This window comes from Streptomyces xinghaiensis S187 (assembly GCF_000220705.2).
Lineage (GTDB): Bacteria > Actinomycetota > Actinomycetes > Streptomycetales > Streptomycetaceae > Streptomyces > Streptomyces xinghaiensis.
The window spans coordinates 4174444-4192130 of the sequence record NZ_CP023202.1 but is presented as its reverse complement, the minus strand read 5'-3'; the positions used below and the strand labels follow the sequence as shown (position 1 = coordinate 4192130).

The following is a 17687-nucleotide window of genomic DNA, read 5'->3' as shown; positions in this document are numbered from 1 at the left end:
CTACGACTGGAACAGGAAGAAGTAAACATGTTCGGGCACACTCGGGCAGGAACGGGTATCAGGGAGGGCGCGCGGACGGAGCGCCCGTGGAGCCGTCCCGGTGTCCAGGGGGCCTCCGGGACGGTGGCACGGCACGCGCAGAGCCCCGGTCGCCTGGTGGCGCCGGGGCTCTGCGCGGTGGGGCGGCGGAGCGGGCCGTTCCCGCCGCCGGCAGGCGGCGGTCAGGCCGCCGCGTCGAAGCCCGTGTCGCGGGCCATCTTCTTGAGTTCCAGCAGGGCGTGCTTCTCGATCTGCCGGATCCGCTCGCGGGTGAGGCCGTGCTGCTTGCCGACCTCGGTGAGCGTGCGCTCTTTGCCGTCGTCGATGCCGTACCGCATCTTGATGATCGACGCGGTGCGGTCGTCGAGCTTGCCGATCAGGTCGTCCAGCTCCTCACGGCGGAGCATGATCATCACGGACTGCTCGGGCGAGGCCGCGGAGGTGTCCTCCAGCAGGTCGCCGAACTGGGTCTCGCCCTCGTCGTCCACGGACATGTTGAGGCTGACCGGATCGCGGGCCCAGTCGAGCACATCGGTGACCCGCTCGGTCTTGGAGCCCAGCTCCTTGGCGATCTCGGCGTGGTCCGGCTCGCGGCCGTGCTCGCGGTTGAACTCCCGCTGCACGCGCCGGATACGGCCCAGCTCCTCGACCAGGTGGACCGGGAGCCGGATGGTCCGGGACTGGTCCGCGATGGAACGGGTGATGGCCTGCCGGATCCACCACGTGGCATACGTGGAGAACTTGAAGCCCTTGGTGTAGTCGAACTTCTCGACCGCGCGCACCAGGCCGGCGTTGCCCTCCTGGATGAGGTCGAGCAGAGGGAGCCCGCTGCGCGGGTAGCGGCGCGCCACGGCGACGACGAGCCGGAGGTTGGAGCGGATGAAGACGTCCTTGGCGCGCTCGCCCTGGGCGGCGATCGCCTCCAGCTCTTCGCGGCTCGCCCCGGCGGCGTTGACCTCGGGCCGGGCGGTCCCGCCGTCCGCGCCGGCGTCTCCGTCGAGGATCCGCTGGGCGTAGACGCCCGCCTCGATGGCCTGGGACAGCTCGACCTCCTTGGCGGCGTCGAGCAGGGGTGTGCGCGCGATCTCGTCGAGGTACATGCCGACCAGGTCGCGATCGGCGATCTCGCCTACGGCGCGAACACTGTTGGCCCGGTCATCCACACCGGAGGCGGCGGGCTGACGACGGGCGACGGCACGGGTTGCCATGCGTGCTCCCTTACGATGAGTAGGTCGCGGTCTGTGGCGGACGTACACCCAACCGGGTGCCCGTTCCGATGGGAACAACGACTGCAATCCGGACAGAATTCCCATGCCGACCACTGGTTTTCCCGATCATGCAGTACCCTGTCCGGCCACAGATGGGGGAGCAATGGCGAGCCGGCGTACAGAAGTACAGGTCAGACCGGGTGGGGAGCGGGATCTCCACGAGCTGACGGACCTCTACAACCACTACGTCCGTGAGACGCCCATCACGTTCGACACCGAGCCCTTCACGGCCGAACAGCGTCGCCCCTGGCTGCTCTCCCACCCTGAGGACGGCCCGCACCGCCTTTTGGTTGCCGTGGAGGACGCGTCCGGGAGCGGAGGGGGCCGCATTCTCGGCTATGCCACCAGCAGCCCCTTCCGCCCCAAGGCGGCCTACGCCACCTCGGCCGAGGTGACCGTCTACTGCGCCCCGGACGCCGCCGGCCGGGGTGTCGGCACCCGTCTCTACACGGAGCTCTTCCGCATCCTGGAGACCCAGGACCTCCGCCGCGCCTACGCGGGGGTGACGCTGCCCAACGCCGCCTCGGTACGACTGCACGAACGCTTCGGCTTCGGCAGGGTCGGCACGTTCCACGAGGCGGGCCGGAAGTTCGGCCGGTACTGGGACGTCGCCTGGTTCGAGCGGCGGCTCGGGTCCGGAGCAACCGGGTAGGGCTCCGCCGGCCCCGGCCCCACGGGCCCCCGGGCGGGGCTCCCCCGGCTCAGCCGCCGAACTGCACCGAGCGCTTCGCCAGCCCCATCCAGAAGCCGTCGATCACGCTGCGCCCGCTGCCGAGGTCCCCGGCGGCGTCGGCCGCCCCGAGGGTGACGAAGAGCGGGGCGAAGTGCTCCGTGCGCGGGTGGGCGAGTTCACCGGCCGGGGAGGAGTGCCGGAAGTCGAGCAGTGCGTCGACGTCACCGCCGTCCAGCGCACGCCGCCCCCAGTCGTCGAACTCGGCCGACCAGCCCGGGACCCCGCCGCCCGGGTGGCGCAGCGCCGCCAGGTTGTGGGTGAAGAACCCGCTGCCGACGATCAGCACGCCCTCGTCGCGCAGAGGTGCGAGCTTGCGGCCGATCCGCAGCAGCTGCTCCGGGTCGAGGGTGGGGAGGGAGATCTGGAGGACGGGTATGCCGGCGTCCGGGTACATCTCGGCGAGCGGCACATAGGCCCCGTGGTCGAGCCCGCGGTCGGGGACGTCCTGGACCGGGGTGCCGGCGGTGCGCAGGGTCTTGCGGACGCGTTCGGCCAGTTCGGGGGCGCCGGGGGCGGCGTAGCTGACCTGGTAGTAGCGCTCGGGGAAGCCCCAGAAGTCGTACACGAGGGGCACGGTCTCCGTGGCACCCAGGGCGAGCGGGGCCTCCTCCCAGTGGGCGGAGACCATCAGGATCGCGCGGGGCCGCGGCAGCCCGGCGGCCCAGGCGGCGAGTTCGCCGGGCCAGACGGGGTCGTCGGCCAGCGGCGGTGCGCCGTGGCTGAGGTAAAGGGCGGGCATGCGCTCACCGGAGGCGGGGGCAGAGGCGGAGACAGGGGCGGGTGCGGTGGCGGGCATTGCGGGCTCCCGGGCTGACGCGGCAGACGCGGCTGACGCGCGTGCGATCGGTGACGGCTGACGGGGCGGGCGGGCTGGCGGCTCACCGGAGCAGCCCACATACTTGATACTTCAAGCTCTAGCCCCCACCGTACGCCCATTTCATTTAATCTTCAAGCTTCTGTACGGTGGGAGCATGACGACGGCCCCCGGCGGCGAGCCCCGCTGGCTCAGCGACGAAGAACAGTGCACCTGGCAGGCGTATCTGCACGCCACCGCCCTGCTGGACGACCATCTCGACCGCCAGTTGCAGCGCGACGCGGGGATGCCGCACGTCTACTACGGCCTGCTGGTCCAGCTCTCCGGGGCACCGGAACGCCGGATGCGGATGACCGAACTGGCCCGTAACTCCAAGATCACTCGCTCCCGGCTGTCCCACGCCATAGCGCGGCTGGAGAACAACGGGTGGGTACGCCGGGAGAGCTGCCCATCCGACAAGCGGGGCCAGTTCGCCGTCCTCACGGAACAGGGGAAGGCCGTACTGGAGCGCGCGGCACCGGGCCATGTGGCGGCCGTACGGGCCGCGCTGTTCGACCGCCTGAGCCCGCAGCAGGTCGAACAGTTCGGGGAGATCTGCCGGCTGGTCGCCGAAGGGCTCCAGCCCGACAGCGCGGACGCCGACCTCCCCTGGCTCCGCTGAGGGTCGGGCCCGGCTCCGCCGAGGGTTGTGGCCGAGGGCCCTCTCCACCGCCGCGGCGGCCGGAACGGTCCGGCACGGCAGCGGCCGCGGTCCGGCACGGCAGCGGCCGCGGCAGCGGTCCGGCACGGAAAGTCACAGCAGGGAACAGCACGGCACAGCGAGAAGGACCTCGCTCCCCCCGAAGCGAGGTCCTTCCCTGCAGGTGGGTCCGGCAGGCGGGTCCGGGGCGGCGGCCGCGGATCAACCCCGGCGGCCGCCCCGCACCGTGCTCCAGCCGGCACGGGTCAGCGGTTCAGCGGTTCAGCGGTTCAGCGGTTCAGTGAGCGAACACGGGGACGGTGAGCTCGTCGCCCTTCTCCCCCTCGCCGCCCCGGCCCTCCGGCTCGTCCCGGTCCGGGCGGGTGACCGCCACCGCGCCCTGCCGCTGGGCGTTGACCAGCGTGAACGCGACCGCCGCCGCCAGCACCAGGATGGCCACCGCCCACCAGATCGCCGTCGTGAAGCCGTGCACCATCGCCTGGAGCCGCAGCGCTTCGACGGCCCCGGCGGCGGATCCGGCACCCGCCGCGTGCGAGGTGACGTACGCCGTGGTGGCACTGGCCGCGACGGTGTTCAGCAGCGCGGTGCCGATCGCGCCGCCGACCTGCTGCGAGGTGTTGACCATGGCGGAGGCGACGCCCGAGTCCTGCGGCTGCACCCCGTAGGTGGAGAGGCTCATGGCCGGCATGAAGGCCGTGCCCATACCGAGGCCCATCAGCACCAGCCCGGGCAGGATCACGGTCGCGTACGGGGTTCCGACGTCGATCCGGGTCAGGATCAGCAGGCCGAGCGCGGCGACCAGGAAGCCCGGAGCCATCAGCAGCCGTGGCCGGACCCGGTTCATCAGCCGGGCGCCGATCTGCGTGGAACCGGTGATCATGCCCGCGACCATCGGCAGGAACGCCAGGCCGGTGGTGACGGGGCTGTAGGCCTTCACGACCTGGAGGTAGTAGGTCAGGAAGAGGAACAGCCCGAACATCCCGATGATCGCCAGGCCCAGCGACAGATAGACGCCGCCCCGGTTCCGCTCCGTCACCACGCGCAGCGGCAGCAGCGGGTTGCGCACCCGGGACTCGACGACGGCGAAGGCCAGGAGGAGCAGGCCCGCCGAGGTGAGCAGGCCGACCGTCGGTCCGGCGCTCCAGCCGTCGGCCTCGGCACGGGTGAATCCGTAGACGAGCGCGACGAGGCCGGAGGTCGCCAGGAAGACGCCGGGCATGTCCAGCCGGGACGGGTTGCGGCCCTCGGCCGGCTCCTTGATGACGAAGAGCGCGCCCGCGGCGGCGATGACGGCGAACGGGATGTTGACGTAGAAGGTCCAGCGCCAGTCCAGGTACTCGGTGAGCAGTCCGCCGAGGATCAGGCCGATGGCGCCGCCACCGCCCGCGATGGCGCCGTAGATGCCGAACGCCTTGGCCCGCTCCCGGGCCTCGGTGAACGTCACCGCCAGCAGCGAGAGCGCGGCCGGCGCGAGCAGCGCGCCGAAGACGCCCTGGAGGGCGCGGGCGCCGAGCATCATGGCCGTGTTGACGGCGGCGCCCCCGAGCGCCGAGGCCACCGCGAAGCCGATGAGGCCGATGACGAAGGTGCGGCGGCGGCCCCAGAGGTCGGCGACCCGGCCGCCGAAGAGCAGCAACCCGCCGAACGCCAGGGCGTAGGCGGTGATGACCCACTGCCGGTTGCCGTCGGATATGCCCAGGTCGGCCTGGGCCGAGGGCAGGGCGATGTTCACGATGGTCGCGTCGAGCACCACCATGAGCTGCGCGAGCGCGATGAAGACCAGCGCCTTCCAGCGCTGTGGATCGGGTGTCTGCCGCTGTTCGGTGTCGGGCATGACGGGTCCCCCTGTCGGTACGGAGTTCTGAGTAACGCGATGACGAAAAGACGGTGCGCGAAGTGACGATGTGACGAAGCGCCCGGAAGGGAACTTCTGCCGGCAGGACATGTGGGGGGAGGCCGGGCACGCTCCGGGGCCGTCGGGCACTCCCGGAAGAGCGCACGCTTTCGGGCGTGGACGGCCGCGGGCCCGGCGCCGGGTGGGGCCGGCGGGGTCCTTGGGGCGCGGAATCCCGGATCCGTCGGATCCTGCTGCGGGTCGTCTGTGGGCTGTGGTGTGGTCCGGCCGGTCGGGCGCGGTGGGGTGGACGGTCTGGTGGTCGGTGGTCGGTGGGTATCGGTGGTTCGGGTGGTATCGGTGGCCTGCCGGCCGGACCCCGGCGATCGCACGGTCCGTGGGCCGGGCCCGGTGGCTCTTGCGCTCCGGGCCCGTTGCCGGTCCTGTCCCGGCCCCCGGCGCGCCGGGGCGTCAGGGTCTCTGCCGGAGGTCCTCCAAGGTGGCGGCGGAGCCGGGGAGCCGGCTGCGGGCCGGGGCCCGGAGCCCGTCCAGGAAGAGCTGCAGGTGCCGGTGGACGAAGCTGTCGAAGTCCAGGCATCCGCTGGAGGGCAGCGGACGGGTGAGCTGGGTGAGGACCACCATGAGATCGCCGATCTCGACGTCGGCCCGCAGCCGGCCGCAGCTCTTGGCGCTCTTCACCAGCGCTTCGACCGCCAGCTCCAACCGCTCGCGCGCCGCGGCCAGTTCCCCGTCCTCCCGAGCGACCCCCGCGAGCAGCGGGCACAGGGCACCGACCCGCTCGGCGACGGCCGCGTGGACGAAGCGGCTCAGCGCGTCGAAGCCGTCGGCCTCCTCCGCGAGAGCCGCCGCCGCCTCGTCGGCGACACGGTCGGTGACGTAGAGGGTGACGCGGCGGACGAGCTCGACCCGGTCGGTGAAGTGCCGGTAGAGCGTCGCATTGCCGACGCCGGCGCGGCGGGCGACCTCGTCGAGCGAGATGTCCGGGCCGTGTTCCACGAACATCTCCCGGGCCGCCGCGACGATCCGTTCCCTGTTGCGCAGGGCGTCGGCGCGCAGCCGTGGTTCCGGCTTGCCCACCGGTGGGTTGGTGACGGGGTTCACGACGGCGCTCCTTCCGGTCTTCCCGCTCTTCTCGGTTCTCGGGTTCCCGGTTCCCCGACTCGGGTTCCCGGTCCCCGTGTTCTCGGTCCCGTGTTCGGTGTTCACGGCTGCCGGCCTTCCCGCGGGATCCGCGGAACAGCCGGACCGTGAACCGGGGAAGTCCTCCCCGGTTCACCGGACATCTGTCAGAACGGGGAATCGGTCCCCGGTTATTTCGCAGTGCGATGTGATGCCCGTCACTCGTCCGGGCGGACACCGGCCGGGAAACACACCCGGCCGCCCCGGCCCCCGATCGGAGCACCGTTTCCCCACGTTCGGCCGCCCATCGCGTGCGCCCGTACAGGCATTCGGCGCACGGTGATCACACCAGCGAGCGGCCGGGGCGCAGGACGGCCGCCCCGATCACGAAGGCGGCCGTATGCAGCAGGACGTCCCCCGGCCGGGCCCCACCGGCGGTACCCACCCGGCCGACGGCACCCACCCGGGCCGCGGCACCGGCCACCGCACGGGCCCCGTGCGCGCGGGGGGCGCGCACCCCTTGGGGAGCCGGGTCTCCCCGTCACCGGCCCCGCCGCACTCCTCCTCCCGGGCCCGGCTCCGTCCCCGGACCCGGCTGACGACGGCCGCGCTCGCCCTCACCTCCGTATCCATATCCATGGCGGCAGCGCCGGCCGCCGTCCCCGTCACCCACCCCGGCCCGGGCGCGCCCTCCCTCGCACGGGCCGGCTCCACCTGCGTCCCGGGCCACGCCGAGGGCATACAGATGTCCGAGGGGATCCCCACCCCACCGGGACACGCCCCCAGCACCGGCACGCTCCGCGCACTGACCCTGATGATCGACTTCCCGGACGTCCGCGGGGAGGGCAGCGCCCGCGAACGCTTCGCCGAGTTCTTCCCGGCGACCGCCGACTGGTACGCGGCCAGTTCCTACGGCGCCCTCGACTACCGCGCCGAAACCCCCGTCAGGGGCTGGCTGCGGATGCCGCGCCCGTTCTCCTCGTACGGCATCGAACGCGGTGCCGGTTACGAGCCGGGCTACCGGAGGCTCATCGAGGACATCGCGCGGACCGCCGACGACCGGATCGACTTCGGCCGCTACGACCTGATCAACGTGCTGGTCACCCCCAACGCCGGGCCGCCCGCCGCAAAAACCGTGCTGTCCGTCAGCTTCACCGGGATCGCCGACGCCCCCGAGGCCGACGGTGTCCCCCTGAACCGCATCTCGTTCATCTACAGCCGCCAGAACGACGGTTCACCGGGGGCGGCGGCCAACGCGTACCGGGTACTGCCGCACGAGAACGCCCACTCCCTGGGCCTGCCCGACCTCTACACCGACGACGGCGGCGGCGACAAGGCCGGCCACTGGGATCTGATGTCGGAGGACTGGGGGCCGGGGAACGACTTCCTCGGCTGGCACAAACGCAAGCTCGGCTGGCTGGACGACGACCGGCACGTCGAGTGCGCCAACGGCAGCGGGCGCAGCCGGCACACGATCCGCCCGCTCGGGGAGCGGGACGCCGGGGGGAACGGCACGGGGAACGGCGGGACGGACGGGTACGAGCAGGCCGTGGCGGACGAGGAGGGCGGAGGCCACGAGGAAGCCGGGGGTTACGAGGCGGACGGGGCGGGCGCCGGGAACGGGCGCAACCGGCCGGGAGACCCCGCGGCCGGGCCGGCCGCGGACACCTCGGACCGGAACGCTCCCGCCGCCGCTGTCTCCCCGTCCCACAGCCGCCGGACTGGACCGATCCGGCAGGCCCGGCAGGCCCGGCAGTCCAAACTGGTGTACGTACCGGTCACCGACAGCACGGGCTACGCCATCGAGGTCCGCACCCGCTCCGGCAACGACGAGGCGGTGTGCAAGCCCGGGGTGCTGGTCTACTGGGTCGACACCCGGGTGGAGACCGGCCGGGGCCCCGTGGAGGTGCGGGACAGCACACCCGGCAGCGGCGGCTGCGCCCGGCTGCCCAATGTCGCCGCGGAGTTGACCGACGCGCCCTTCGGCGTCGGCGAGCGCTACCGGGACGCGCGGACGGGCGTCGCCGTCGAGGTCACCGGCCGGGAGCCGGACGGCGCCCACCGGATCACCGTGACGAGGCCCTGACCCGCTCCGCCCCAGCGACCGGCGCCCGCACCCGCACGGGCCGCTCTGCCGGGCTGCCGCTCGGGCCACACCTGCCGGGCCGCGCCCGCCCGGGCAGGGCCGGCGCACTACCCGGCGGCGGCCTCACCCGTCGCGCCCCCCTCACCCCGCGCACCCTCCACCCGTACGCCCAGCGGTTCGGCCAGGCCGATGACGATCTCGTCCAGCCGGTGGATGTGCCGGGCCACCCGCGAACCGACCGGTGAGCGGGAGGGATGGTCGATGACCGCGATGGTGAGGGTGTCGGACCCCGGCAGCAGCGCCTCGTCCCGCTGTTCCCCGGGCTCCTCCAGGCTCCGGGTGAGGGTCCGCAGATTGCGCGTGAGCCGCCCGGCCGCGGCGGCGACGCGGGGGTCGGGGGTGATGCGGCTGTCACCGGTCAGCTGTTCGGCCACGGCGGCCAGTCCGCGCGCGTGGTACGCGGCGCTGTCCAGCAGCGCGACGACATAGCGGGCGGTCTGGCTCCGCGAGCGCAGCGGGCTCACGGGGTGGGTCAGCGGCTGCACGGCGGACCGCAGGCCGTCCAGGGCGTCGTCGAGTTCCCGTGCGGCCTCCAGCAGGTCGACGGGATGGCCGGACGGGGCGGACGGGAGGGACGGGACGGACGCGGGCGCGGACGCGCCGGAGCCGTCCCCCGCACCCGGCGCCGCCGGAGCGGCCGTGGCGCCCCGGGCGCTCGGCGGTGCGCCACCGGACACCCCCGGCCGCTCGCCGCTGAGCCGCCGTACCGCCTCCTGCGTCACATCGCTCAACCGTTCCAGCACCGTGCGGAGGAGTTCGTCGGTGTGTTCGGCGGTCCGGATCGGCAGCACGAACAGCGCGGCCGTGAGCCCGCAGACGACGCCGATCGCGGTCTCCTCGACGCGCAGCACGAAAATGTCCCGGCTGTAGGTGTTGAGGAGGGTGAAGAGCAGGCCGAGCATCGCCGTCATGAAGAACGACGTCAGGGTGTGCGAGACGGGCGCGAAGTAGAAGGCCGCGAAGACACAGAAGAGGATCAGCGCGAAGGACACACCGGTGTGGCCGGCCACGAGCCCGGTGAGCCCGGCGCCCGCCACCACGCCGACGGCCGTACCGGCCAGCCGCCGGTAGCCCTTGACGAGGATCTCGCCCGTGGAGGCGGTGCCGAGGAAGACCACCCAGCAGGTGAGCACGGCCCAGTACCAGCGCTGCGGCGACAGCAGTTCGCCGCCGACGATGGCCATCGCCGAGCCGACGGTGACCTGGAAGGCCGTACGGGTGCTCGGCCGCCGCAGGCCGCCCGGTTCCGCGGTCCCCTCGTCCTCCGGCGGCTCGCTCTCCGCGCCTCCGTCTCCGTCTCCGTCTCGGTCTCCGTCTCGGTCTCCGTCTCGGTCTCCGTCTCCGTCCCGCCGCCGCGCGCCGGCGGAGGCGCGCTCCTCCGGCGTCTTCTCCGCGTCCGGGCGGCTCTCCGCCCGGGAGCCTCTCTCCGCCCGCAGGCCGCTCTCGGCCCGCCGGGACAATTCCTCGGTCTCCAGCTCCTCGCGGTACTGGCGGGTGCGGGGGCTGTCGTTCTCGTCGTCGCCGTCCGCCGCCCCCAGGGCGACCCGCAGGCCCAGCACGCTGAACGCCAGCTCCCCCATGGCGCGCAGCGCTTCCTGGTCGCCCGCGGGGAGCCCGGTGAGGTTCTCGTTCTCGCGGTAGCCGAGCAGCCGGTCCCGTACATGGGCGAGGCCAACGGGGGTGCGCTTCTGCAGCCAGTCCCGGCCGACGGCCTCGTAGAGCTCGCGCAGCCGGACGGTCACCAGGGGGGTGTGCGGCGGGCGTTCGCCGTCCAGCAGGACGGCGGCCAGCCGCTCGGCGGTGACCTCCATGCCCGCGATGCGCCGCTGTACGGCCTCCGCCGTGGAGGCGTCGGGCGTGCTGTCCTCCAGCCGGTCCTGGATCATCAGCGCGCCCTCGTGCAGGCGTACGATCCGCTGCCGCAGCCGTCGCTCGGCGCGCTCCCGGCCGCTGCCGTCGGGCCCTCCCCCGGCCGGCGCGGCCGGAACCGCCGGCTCCCCGGACGCCGCCGACCCGCCGGAAACCGCCGCTCCGTTCGACTCCCCGGCCGGTCCGTCCCGCTCCGCCGCCTCGGCCAGGGCGGCCATGGCGCCGACGGCCTGCCGCAGCCGGGTGCGGAAGGAACCCATCAGCAGGTCGAGTGTCTGTTCGGGCGTCACGCGCAGCAGCCCGAACCGTACGAGCGCCCCACAGCCGAAGGCCACCAGCAGCGCGAGCCCCACCTGAGCCAGCCGTGCCGCCTCCACCTGCACGAACTGGGCGATGAAGAACATCTGGAAGGCGATCATCCCGAGCGCCTTGCCCCGCAGCCCGAACCTCCGTACGTACACCGCGCCGAAGATGACCAGGACGAAGACGGTGTCGGCGGCGATCCGGTGCGGCGCCAGCGCCGTACCGGCGGCGACCGTCGCGCCCGCGACCGGCAGCCCGAGCGCGAGCGTCACGGCCTGGTCCCGGAGGCGGGTCTCACTGACCGCGAAGGTCGAGATCAGCGCCGCCATGGCGCCGGTGACCTGGATCCGCAGGGGAACACCCAGCAGCGCCAGGACGGCCAGGGTCAGTCCGACCGACAGCACGGTGCGCAGTGCGGCCGTGAGCCGCAGCAGCCCGGGGTCGGAGGCCGGCAGGGGCAGCCGTACGCGCCGCGACAGCGCGCGGCGCACGTCCCGGCGGGGTCCGGGCCCGCCGGCATCAGCAGCTGAGGAGATCATGTCGCCCGCTTCCCTACCCGGGGCGGCCGCTCCCATGTCCCCCGCCACCTGCCCGTTCACCGCGTCGCGGCGGCTCTGTGCGGTCGGTTGCGAAGGTGCCGGGGCACGGCTTCGTACCGCGGGGTCCCGAACAGCCGTCCGGCGTCCGGCGGCTCCCGAAGCGGGTACCACCCGGCCCTGTCGCGCACCGGCCGGCCGGAGGAGGCTGAGGGTGACGCCCGGCCGCACCACGGCTCTCCCGCACCACGGCTCTCCGCGCACCGGCCGGACCCGGCGCCGCCCGGCTGGTTTTCACCGGCACGACCCGGACACTCGGAAACCCGGCAACGGAGAGGAGGGCGACCGCCGTGCCCAGCATCGCCCAACGTGTCGCCGGTCTGTTCCAGGTGAAGGCCAACCGGGCCCTGGACCGGGCCGAGGACCCCCGCGAGACCCTCGACTACTCCTACCAGCAGCAACTCGAACTCCTGCAGAAGGTCCGGCGCGGCCTGGCCGATGTGGCGGCCGCCCGCAAGCGCGTGGAACAGCAGGCGGACCGGTTGCGGCAGTCGGCCGAAACCCTGCGGGACCAGGCGGGACAGGCACTCGCCGCCGGCCGCGAGGACCTGGCGCGCGAAGCCCTCGACCGGCGCACGGCCACCGGCTCGCGCCTCACGGAGCTGCGGGAGGAGCACGCGTCGCTCCAGGCCCAGGAGGAGAAGCTCGCCCTGGCCGCGCAGCGTCTCCAGGCGAAGACCGACACCTTCCGCACGAGCAAGGAGACCATCAAGGCCCGTTACACGGCGGCGGAGGCCCAGGGCCGCGTCACCGAGGCGGTCACCGGCATCGGCGAGGAGATGGGCGATGTCGGCCTGGCCGTGGAGCGCGCCCGGGACAGGACCGAGCAGTTGCAGGCACGCTCCGCCGCCCTGGACGAGCTGATGGCCACCGGGGCGCTGGAGGACGCCACGCTCCCGGCCGGCCGCGACGATCTCCGGGCCGAACTCGACGCCGTGACGGCGGAGGGGGACGTGGAGACCGAGCTGGCGCGGATGAAGACGGAGATCGCTTCGTCCGGAGGCCCGGCGGCGGTCGAAAGCGGCTCCGCGGCGGACCGGCGGAACCAGGACCGGGAGGGCCAGGGCCCGGAGGACCGGGACGCCACGGCAGCCCGGGAGAGCCGCCGTCCGCCCGACGAGGAGGCGACATGATGATCACCCGCATTCTCGGCGAGGGCCAGTACGAGATCGACGAGAAGCACCTCGACCGCCTCAACAGGCTCGACTCCGCGCTGCAGTCGGCGGCGCGGGCGGACGACGCGGCAGCGTTCACCGCGGCCCTGTCCGCTCTGGTGGGGGCGGTGCGCACCCTCGGCACCCGGCTGCCGGACGAGATGATCACCGTCTCGGACCTGGTCCTGCCCGACGAGGACACGAGCCTGTCCCAGGTGCGGGACCTGCTCACCGACGAGGGCCTGATCCCGGGGTGATGGCGATGCGCAGCCGTTTTGAGCCCGACCGCGGGCTGACCGCCCGTATGGCGCTCACGATGTTCCTGCTCGGACTGGTGTACGTGGCGTTCGTCGCCGCGCTGATCGTGCTGCTCGAATCCCTGATCCTGGTGATCGTCATCGCCGCGGGGCTGCTGGGGGCGCAGTACTGGTTCTCCGACCGGATCGCCCTCTACGCCATGCGCGGCCACCTCGTCACCCCGGAACAGCAGCCCCAGCTGCACGGGGTGGTGGACCGGCTGTGCGCCACCGCCGACATGCCCAAACCCCGGGTCGCCGTCTCCGACATGGACCTGCCCAACGCCTTCGCCACCGGCCGGAACGCGGACCACGCCGTCATCTGCGTCACCACCGGGCTGCTGAGACGGCTGGAGACCGAGGAACTCGAAGGCGTCCTCGCGCACGAGCTGTCCCATGTGGCGCACCGGGACGTGGCGGTGATCACCATCGCCTCGTTCCTGGGCGTGCTGGCCGGACTCGTCGTCCGCTTCGCCTTCTACTCGCAGCTGTTCGGCGGCCGGCGCGACCAGAACACGGCGGCGGTACTGGCGGTGGTCATGGCGGTCTCCGCGCTCGTCTACGCCCTCAGCTTCCTGCTCATCCGGGCCCTCTCCCGCTACCGCGAACTCGCCGCCGACCGGGCCGCGGCCATGCTCACCGGCAAGCCGTCCGCCCTGGCCTCGGCGCTGACGAAGGTCAGCGGCGACGTGGCCCGGATCCCCACCCGGGACCTGCGCACCGCCCAGGCGTTCAACGCGTTCTTCTTCACCCCCGCCATCCGCCCGGGCACGGCGGTGGCCAACATGTTCTCCACCCATCCCACCCTGCAACGCCGCCTGGACGCGCTCGAGGAGATCGCCGCACAACTGGGCGGCGGCGGTGAGCGGCGGTGAGAACGGGGAGGACGGCGAAGGCGGAGCCCCGGACCGAGGCCGGAACCGGGGCAGACCCGGACCCGAACCTGGCACTTCGTTGCGACAGGGCTCACGACAACCGGCGGCAGTCCGACGCGCCGTCGCCCCGGAAAGGAGCAGGCCCACGATGAGAAGAAGCCGGGACGCCACGGGGAAGGCCCGGAGCCGGGACCGGGGCCGGGGTACACCGGGCTTCTGGAACGCCCTGCTCGGCCGGAGCAAACCCGTACGGCCCGACCTCGACCAGCTCTTCGGCCTCCCCTCGGCGGCGATCACCCTGCAGGCGGCCGCCGGCTTCACCCCGACCGGAGCGGGCTCGGTGTGCTTCGCCACCATCGAGGGCGGCGCGTTCACCGAGGTCCGGCAGGAGGTCCAGGCCCTCCTGGACGCGGACTCCGAACGCGGCGGCGTACCGGTCGAGTTGATCCGCGACGACTTCGGGTACTCCTGGCTGCTGTCCCGCCGCGCCCCGGACGAACTGCCCGCCCTCGTCAACGACCTGCACGCGGTGAACACCGCCCTCCAGGACAGCGGCTTCGGCCCGCAGCTGCTCTGCTCCCTCGTCACCTTCCGCAACACCGAACAGCGCCCGCTCGCGCTGGTGTACCTCTACAAGCGCGGCACGTTCTACCCCTTCGCGCCCCTCCCCGGAGAGAAGCGCGACAACCCGCTGGAACTCCAGATCAAGGCAGCCATCAAGGACGACCTCCGCCTGGAGGAAGACCTGAGCCGCTGGTTCCCCCTCTGGGGCGCCCCGGGGCTGTGACGGGGCGGGCCCGGCTCGGAAGGCCGCCCGGCGGATGTGCCTGCCCGCCCGCGGAGTCACTCCGCCCAGGCCAGAGGGATCCTCTTGTCACTGCCGGGCAGCATGGCCATGCCCCCGACGGCCATGGCAACCAGGGCCTCCGCGGAGCCGCCGACGGCCTTGAGCAGCCGCACCGCCCCGGCGGGAAGAATAAGTGCCTGACCGGCACCGACCTCTTCGGTCCTGCCGTCCACCTGGGCCTCGAACACACCCGACAGAGGCATCCACACCTGCTCGCGATCGATGACGTGCACCGGGGTGGATGCGTCCGCGCCAAGTTCCACACGCCAGGTGCTGACCTCTGCGCTGCCCTGGCTGGGACCCGCCAATCCATACATGGAGCCGGCGGGCGTGGTGGTCGTCCGCTGCTCGCTCTCACTGACCACGTGCATGAAACCTCCCGTATAAAGCAACTTTACTCAAGTGAGTAAAGAGATTTTATACGAGTGTGTCAAGATGAGCCGATGGAGACCAACGAGCCCCTCGAGCGCACCGAGCTCACCTTCCTGCTCGGGATGGCCTTCCAGGTGGTCCTCTCCGAGTTCGTCAGCCGTCTGGACGCCGCCGGCTACGCGGACCTCCGCCCCATGCACGGCCTGGTCTTCCAAGTGCTCCACGGCGACGGCGCCACGAGCAGCGAACTCGCCGAGCGCCTCGGGGTCACCAAGCAGGCCGCCGGCCAGATCCTCGACGACCTGGAGAAGCGGGGATACGTCGAGCGCCGACCCCACCCGGCCGGTGGACGGCGCAAGCTCGTCGTCCTGACGCCCAAGGCGACGGATCACCTGGCCGTGGCCGGAAGGATCCTGCACCAGCTCGAAGCACAGCTGACCAAGCGCCTGCACGAGGCCGGCTTGGAGGTCCCCCGAGCCGAGCTCGCGGCCATCATCCGCACGTTGGCGGGCGACTCGATCCCGCCACTGCGCCCCGTCTGGTGACGTTCTCCTGCTGCTCAAACGACCGAGGCCATCCGGCGGAGCGCACCGAACACCCGCTGCACTGGAGGGTGCGGACCGTTCCGGCGGCTTGCTCGGTGATCGTCCGTGGCCGTAGAGGCGGCGCTGGGCAACCGTCACCATCCGCTGGGGCAACCCGGTGGCCCCCGGACCCCCACCCGCTACACTGACCGCGGCGGCGAAGCCCCTCACCGGGCCCGCTGCCACAGCCCAGCCTCCGTAGCTCAGGGGATAGAGCACCGCTCTCCTAAAGCGGGTGTCGCAGGTTCGAATCCTGCCGGGGGCACCAGCCAAAACGCCCCGGACCGATCATGGTCCGGGGCGTTTTGGCGTTCACTTCATCATCGGCGGTGGTCACCCACGCCTATGACATCCCTGAGCACGATCCACGTGGTTGATGCCCTCCTGCCGGGCGCCGACCGCACTTCAGGCGCGGGAGGCAGCTTCGTGTACGCCAAGTTCGGCTGCCAGTGACCGCAGTTCCTCCGACGGTGCCCGGCTCATGGTCAGCAGGTCGGCCACGAGCTGTTTCACCGCAGGCATGGCGCGGACGATGTCGGGCGAGAGGTCTTGTGCCGCACGGACGGCCGTCACGGCTTCGGCGATCTGGCGCCGCTGGGCGTGCGCCCGGGCCACGTCGAGCTGAAAGCGCGTCTGCCGCTCGGACGACAGGGACGAAGCATCCACCCGGGCGGCCGTCCGCAGCGCGACTCCGGCGTCCCCGAGGTCCACGGCGACGGCGATCTCGTGCAAGTCGACGTTGGTGGGGCCGAATTCGGTGTTGTAGTCGTTGCGGCCGGGGCCGACCCGCTCGGCCATGTCCCGGGCCTGCCGGATGTACTCGTAGGAGTCATCGGCCTGGTTGGCGCGGGCGGCGGCGACGGCGCGTTGCAGGGTCAGGGCCCCGCGGAGGGCGACGGCCTGCACGTCGCCGGACTCGGCCAGCGGTTGCAGGGCGTCGGCGGCGGTGCCTGAGACCTGGGCTGCCTGGCCGTAGTGGCGGGCGCCGAGGAAGACGATAGAGAGACGGAACTCCCCGGCCGCCATCAGCAGCGGATCACCGGCCCGCTCGGCGGCGACGACGGAACGGTCCACGGCGATCCAGGCCGCTTCCGGCTCCCCCATGTTCGCCAGCGCCGCACTGCACGTGTGATACATGCCGGCCAGGAGCCGGAACAACTCGGGACGCTCCGGCTCCGGCGCCGACCGCACGGCCGCCTCCAAGGCGGGCACCAGCTCGGCCAACAGCTCGGAGAGATCGGCGTAGTTGCCCTCATGGGTCAGCGTCCAGGCGCGTTCCACCTGGGATCGGAGCGCGGGAATGTCCGGCTCGTCATGCTGCCCGAGGATCGCCTTGAGGGAGTGGGCCGTGCTCAGGACCAGGCGGAGGCGGCTGGCGCCGGGCGGCTCCACGGCGGCCGACGCGACGACGGGCGCCTCGGCGGCCAGCTCGGCGAGCGGCACGTCGAGGACGTCGGCGACTTTCTCCAGGACCGTCATCCGGTCGATGCGCCGAACCCCGCGCTCCACCTGGGAGACCCAGGCTTCCGATCGGTCCAGGAGAGCGGCGAACTCCTTCTGGGAGAAGCCACGGCGCTTGCGGTTGAAGGCGATCTTGCGCCCGAGCGCCTTCTCATAGTCGGGACTCACACCGCCACACCCTTGCCGGACACAAAGTCCAAGCGATCGACTTCAGTGGAGGACAGATAACGCTCACGCTCAGCGAGAAACGCCTTCACGTAGTCCTGCTCCTCATGCGCCTGGAAAGCCGCCTCGTCCCGGTAGAGCTCGTAGAAGATGCGCTCCAGTGGCCGGCCCTCCACCCGGTGCACGGTGTAGATCAGCGTTCCGGGCTCATGGGCCTTGATCTGCTCACCGGTCCGCGCAACCAGCGCGTCGAACCCGGCCGCCGCTTCCTCGTCCTTGCAGGTGAAGCGGACCATCAATCCGAACATCTCGCGGTCTCCCTCCTATGGCTGCCTGGGGCACCTCCCGCTTTCGAGTGACGTCTCACCCCTGCCACCCGCACTAATAGTGCGATCTGGCACTTCAGGTACTCACACGCCGGGTACGGTGCTAGTACTTATTGTACGGCTCAGCCTGGTCCGGGTCAGCACAACGGCCCGACCGAACAGGAA

General features: G+C 72.2%; 16 protein-coding genes and 1 tRNA gene. 9 read left to right on the top strand and 8 right to left on the bottom strand.

The window, feature by feature from the left end; translation table 11 throughout:
* Nucleotides 1–221: 221 nt before the first annotated feature.
* Nucleotides 222–1247: a sigma-70 family RNA polymerase sigma factor gene (locus SXIN_RS18020; protein WP_019711821.1), complete on the bottom strand. Its 1026-nt coding sequence runs from the start codon at nucleotides 1245–1247 to the stop codon at nucleotides 222–224.
* Between the two features lie 163 nt (nucleotides 1248–1410).
* On the opposite strand from SXIN_RS18020, the gene SXIN_RS18015 reads away from it, so the two are divergent.
* Nucleotides 1411–1959: a GNAT family N-acetyltransferase gene (locus SXIN_RS18015; RefSeq protein WP_019711822.1), complete on the top strand. Its 549-nt coding sequence runs from the start codon at nucleotides 1411–1413 to the stop codon at nucleotides 1957–1959.
* A gap of 49 nt (nucleotides 1960–2008) precedes the next feature.
* On the opposite strand, the gene SXIN_RS18010 is transcribed toward SXIN_RS18015, so the two are convergent.
* Nucleotides 2009–2779 (bottom strand): dioxygenase family protein, encoded by a 771-nt coding sequence (locus tag SXIN_RS18010; protein ID WP_039824445.1) that lies wholly within the window; start codon nucleotides 2777–2779, stop codon nucleotides 2009–2011.
* 232 nt (nucleotides 2780–3011) lie between these two features.
* Between SXIN_RS18010 and SXIN_RS18005 the strand changes: the two genes are divergently transcribed.
* Nucleotides 3012–3515: a MarR family winged helix-turn-helix transcriptional regulator gene (locus SXIN_RS18005; protein ID WP_019711824.1), complete on the top strand. Its 504-nt coding sequence runs from the start codon at nucleotides 3012–3014 to the stop codon at nucleotides 3513–3515.
* Between the two features lie 316 nt (nucleotides 3516–3831).
* Here the strand turns inward: SXIN_RS18005 and SXIN_RS18000 are convergent, their stop codons facing one another.
* Together SXIN_RS18000 and SXIN_RS17995 are read right to left on the bottom strand one after the other, a co-directional pair.
* Nucleotides 3832–5388 carry an MFS transporter gene (locus SXIN_RS18000; protein ID WP_019711825.1) on the bottom strand — a complete coding sequence of 519 codons (1557 nt, stop codon included), beginning with the start codon at nucleotides 5386–5388 and terminating at the stop codon, nucleotides 3832–3834.
* Nucleotides 5389–5859: 471 nt separating this feature from the next.
* Nucleotides 5860–6510 carry a TetR/AcrR family transcriptional regulator gene (locus tag SXIN_RS17995; RefSeq protein ID WP_019711826.1) on the bottom strand — a complete coding sequence of 217 codons (651 nt, stop codon included), beginning with the start codon at nucleotides 6508–6510 and terminating at the stop codon, nucleotides 5860–5862.
* Nucleotides 6511–6928: 418 nt separating this feature from the next.
* On the opposite strand from SXIN_RS17995, the gene SXIN_RS17990 reads away from it, so the two are divergent.
* Nucleotides 6929–8614 (top strand): M6 family metalloprotease domain-containing protein, encoded by a 1686-nt coding sequence (locus SXIN_RS17990; RefSeq protein WP_238153798.1) that lies wholly within the window; start codon nucleotides 6929–6931, stop codon nucleotides 8612–8614.
* Nucleotides 8615–8721: 107 nt separating this feature from the next.
* Here SXIN_RS17990 and SXIN_RS17985 read toward each other — a convergent pair whose 3' ends face one another.
* Nucleotides 8722–11385 (bottom strand): FUSC family protein, encoded by a 2664-nt coding sequence (locus tag SXIN_RS17985; protein WP_157916304.1) that lies wholly within the window; start codon nucleotides 11383–11385, stop codon nucleotides 8722–8724.
* Between the two features lie 347 nt (nucleotides 11386–11732).
* Here SXIN_RS17985 and SXIN_RS17980 point away from each other — a divergent pair, with 347 nt between their 5' ends.
* From SXIN_RS17980 to pspAB, 4 genes are all read left to right on the top strand, one after another.
* A complete protein-coding gene (locus SXIN_RS17980; RefSeq protein WP_019711828.1) occupies nucleotides 11733–12575 on the top strand; it encodes a PspA/IM30 family protein in 843 nt (280 codons plus the stop codon).
* Nucleotides 12572–12853 carry a PspA-associated protein PspAA gene (gene pspAA, locus SXIN_RS17975; protein ID WP_019711829.1) on the top strand — a complete coding sequence of 94 codons (282 nt, stop codon included), beginning with the start codon at nucleotides 12572–12574 and terminating at the stop codon, nucleotides 12851–12853. The genes SXIN_RS17980 and pspAA overlap by 4 nt, the downstream gene beginning before the upstream one ends.
* Before the next feature lie 5 nt (nucleotides 12854–12858).
* Entirely contained in the window at nucleotides 12859–13767 is a 909-nt protein-coding gene (gene htpX, locus SXIN_RS17970; protein WP_039824460.1) for a zinc metalloprotease HtpX, read from the top strand.
* Nucleotides 13768–13915: 148 nt separating this feature from the next.
* Entirely contained in the window at nucleotides 13916–14554 is a 639-nt protein-coding gene (gene pspAB, locus SXIN_RS17965) for a PspA-associated protein PspAB (protein WP_019711831.1), read from the top strand.
* A gap of 56 nt (nucleotides 14555–14610) precedes the next feature.
* Here pspAB and SXIN_RS17960 read toward each other — a convergent pair whose 3' ends face one another.
* Complete coding sequence (locus SXIN_RS17960) at nucleotides 14611–14985, bottom strand: cupin domain-containing protein (protein WP_019711832.1); 375 nt, start codon at nucleotides 14983–14985, stop codon at nucleotides 14611–14613.
* Nucleotides 14986–15057: 72 nt separating this feature from the next.
* Between SXIN_RS17960 and SXIN_RS17955 the strand changes: the two genes are divergently transcribed.
* Both SXIN_RS17955 and SXIN_RS17950 read left to right on the top strand, forming a co-directional pair.
* Nucleotides 15058–15531, top strand: a complete 474-nt coding sequence (locus SXIN_RS17955) for a MarR family winged helix-turn-helix transcriptional regulator (RefSeq protein WP_019711833.1) — start codon at nucleotides 15058–15060, stop codon at nucleotides 15529–15531.
* A gap of 231 nt (nucleotides 15532–15762) precedes the next feature.
* Nucleotides 15763–15838 (top strand) — tRNA-Arg (locus tag SXIN_RS17950).
* Nucleotides 15839–15975: 137 nt separating this feature from the next.
* Here the strand turns inward: SXIN_RS17950 and SXIN_RS17945 are convergent.
* Together SXIN_RS17945 and SXIN_RS17940 are read right to left on the bottom strand one after the other, a co-directional pair.
* Nucleotides 15976–17199 carry a helix-turn-helix domain-containing protein gene (locus SXIN_RS17945; protein WP_019711834.1) on the bottom strand — a complete coding sequence of 408 codons (1224 nt, stop codon included), beginning with the start codon at nucleotides 17197–17199 and terminating at the stop codon, nucleotides 15976–15978.
* Entirely contained in the window at nucleotides 17196–17504 is a 309-nt protein-coding gene (locus tag SXIN_RS17940) for a putative quinol monooxygenase (RefSeq protein WP_019711835.1), read from the bottom strand. The genes SXIN_RS17945 and SXIN_RS17940 overlap by 4 nt, the downstream gene beginning before the upstream one ends.
* Between the last annotated feature and the right edge of the window lie 183 nt (nucleotides 17505–17687).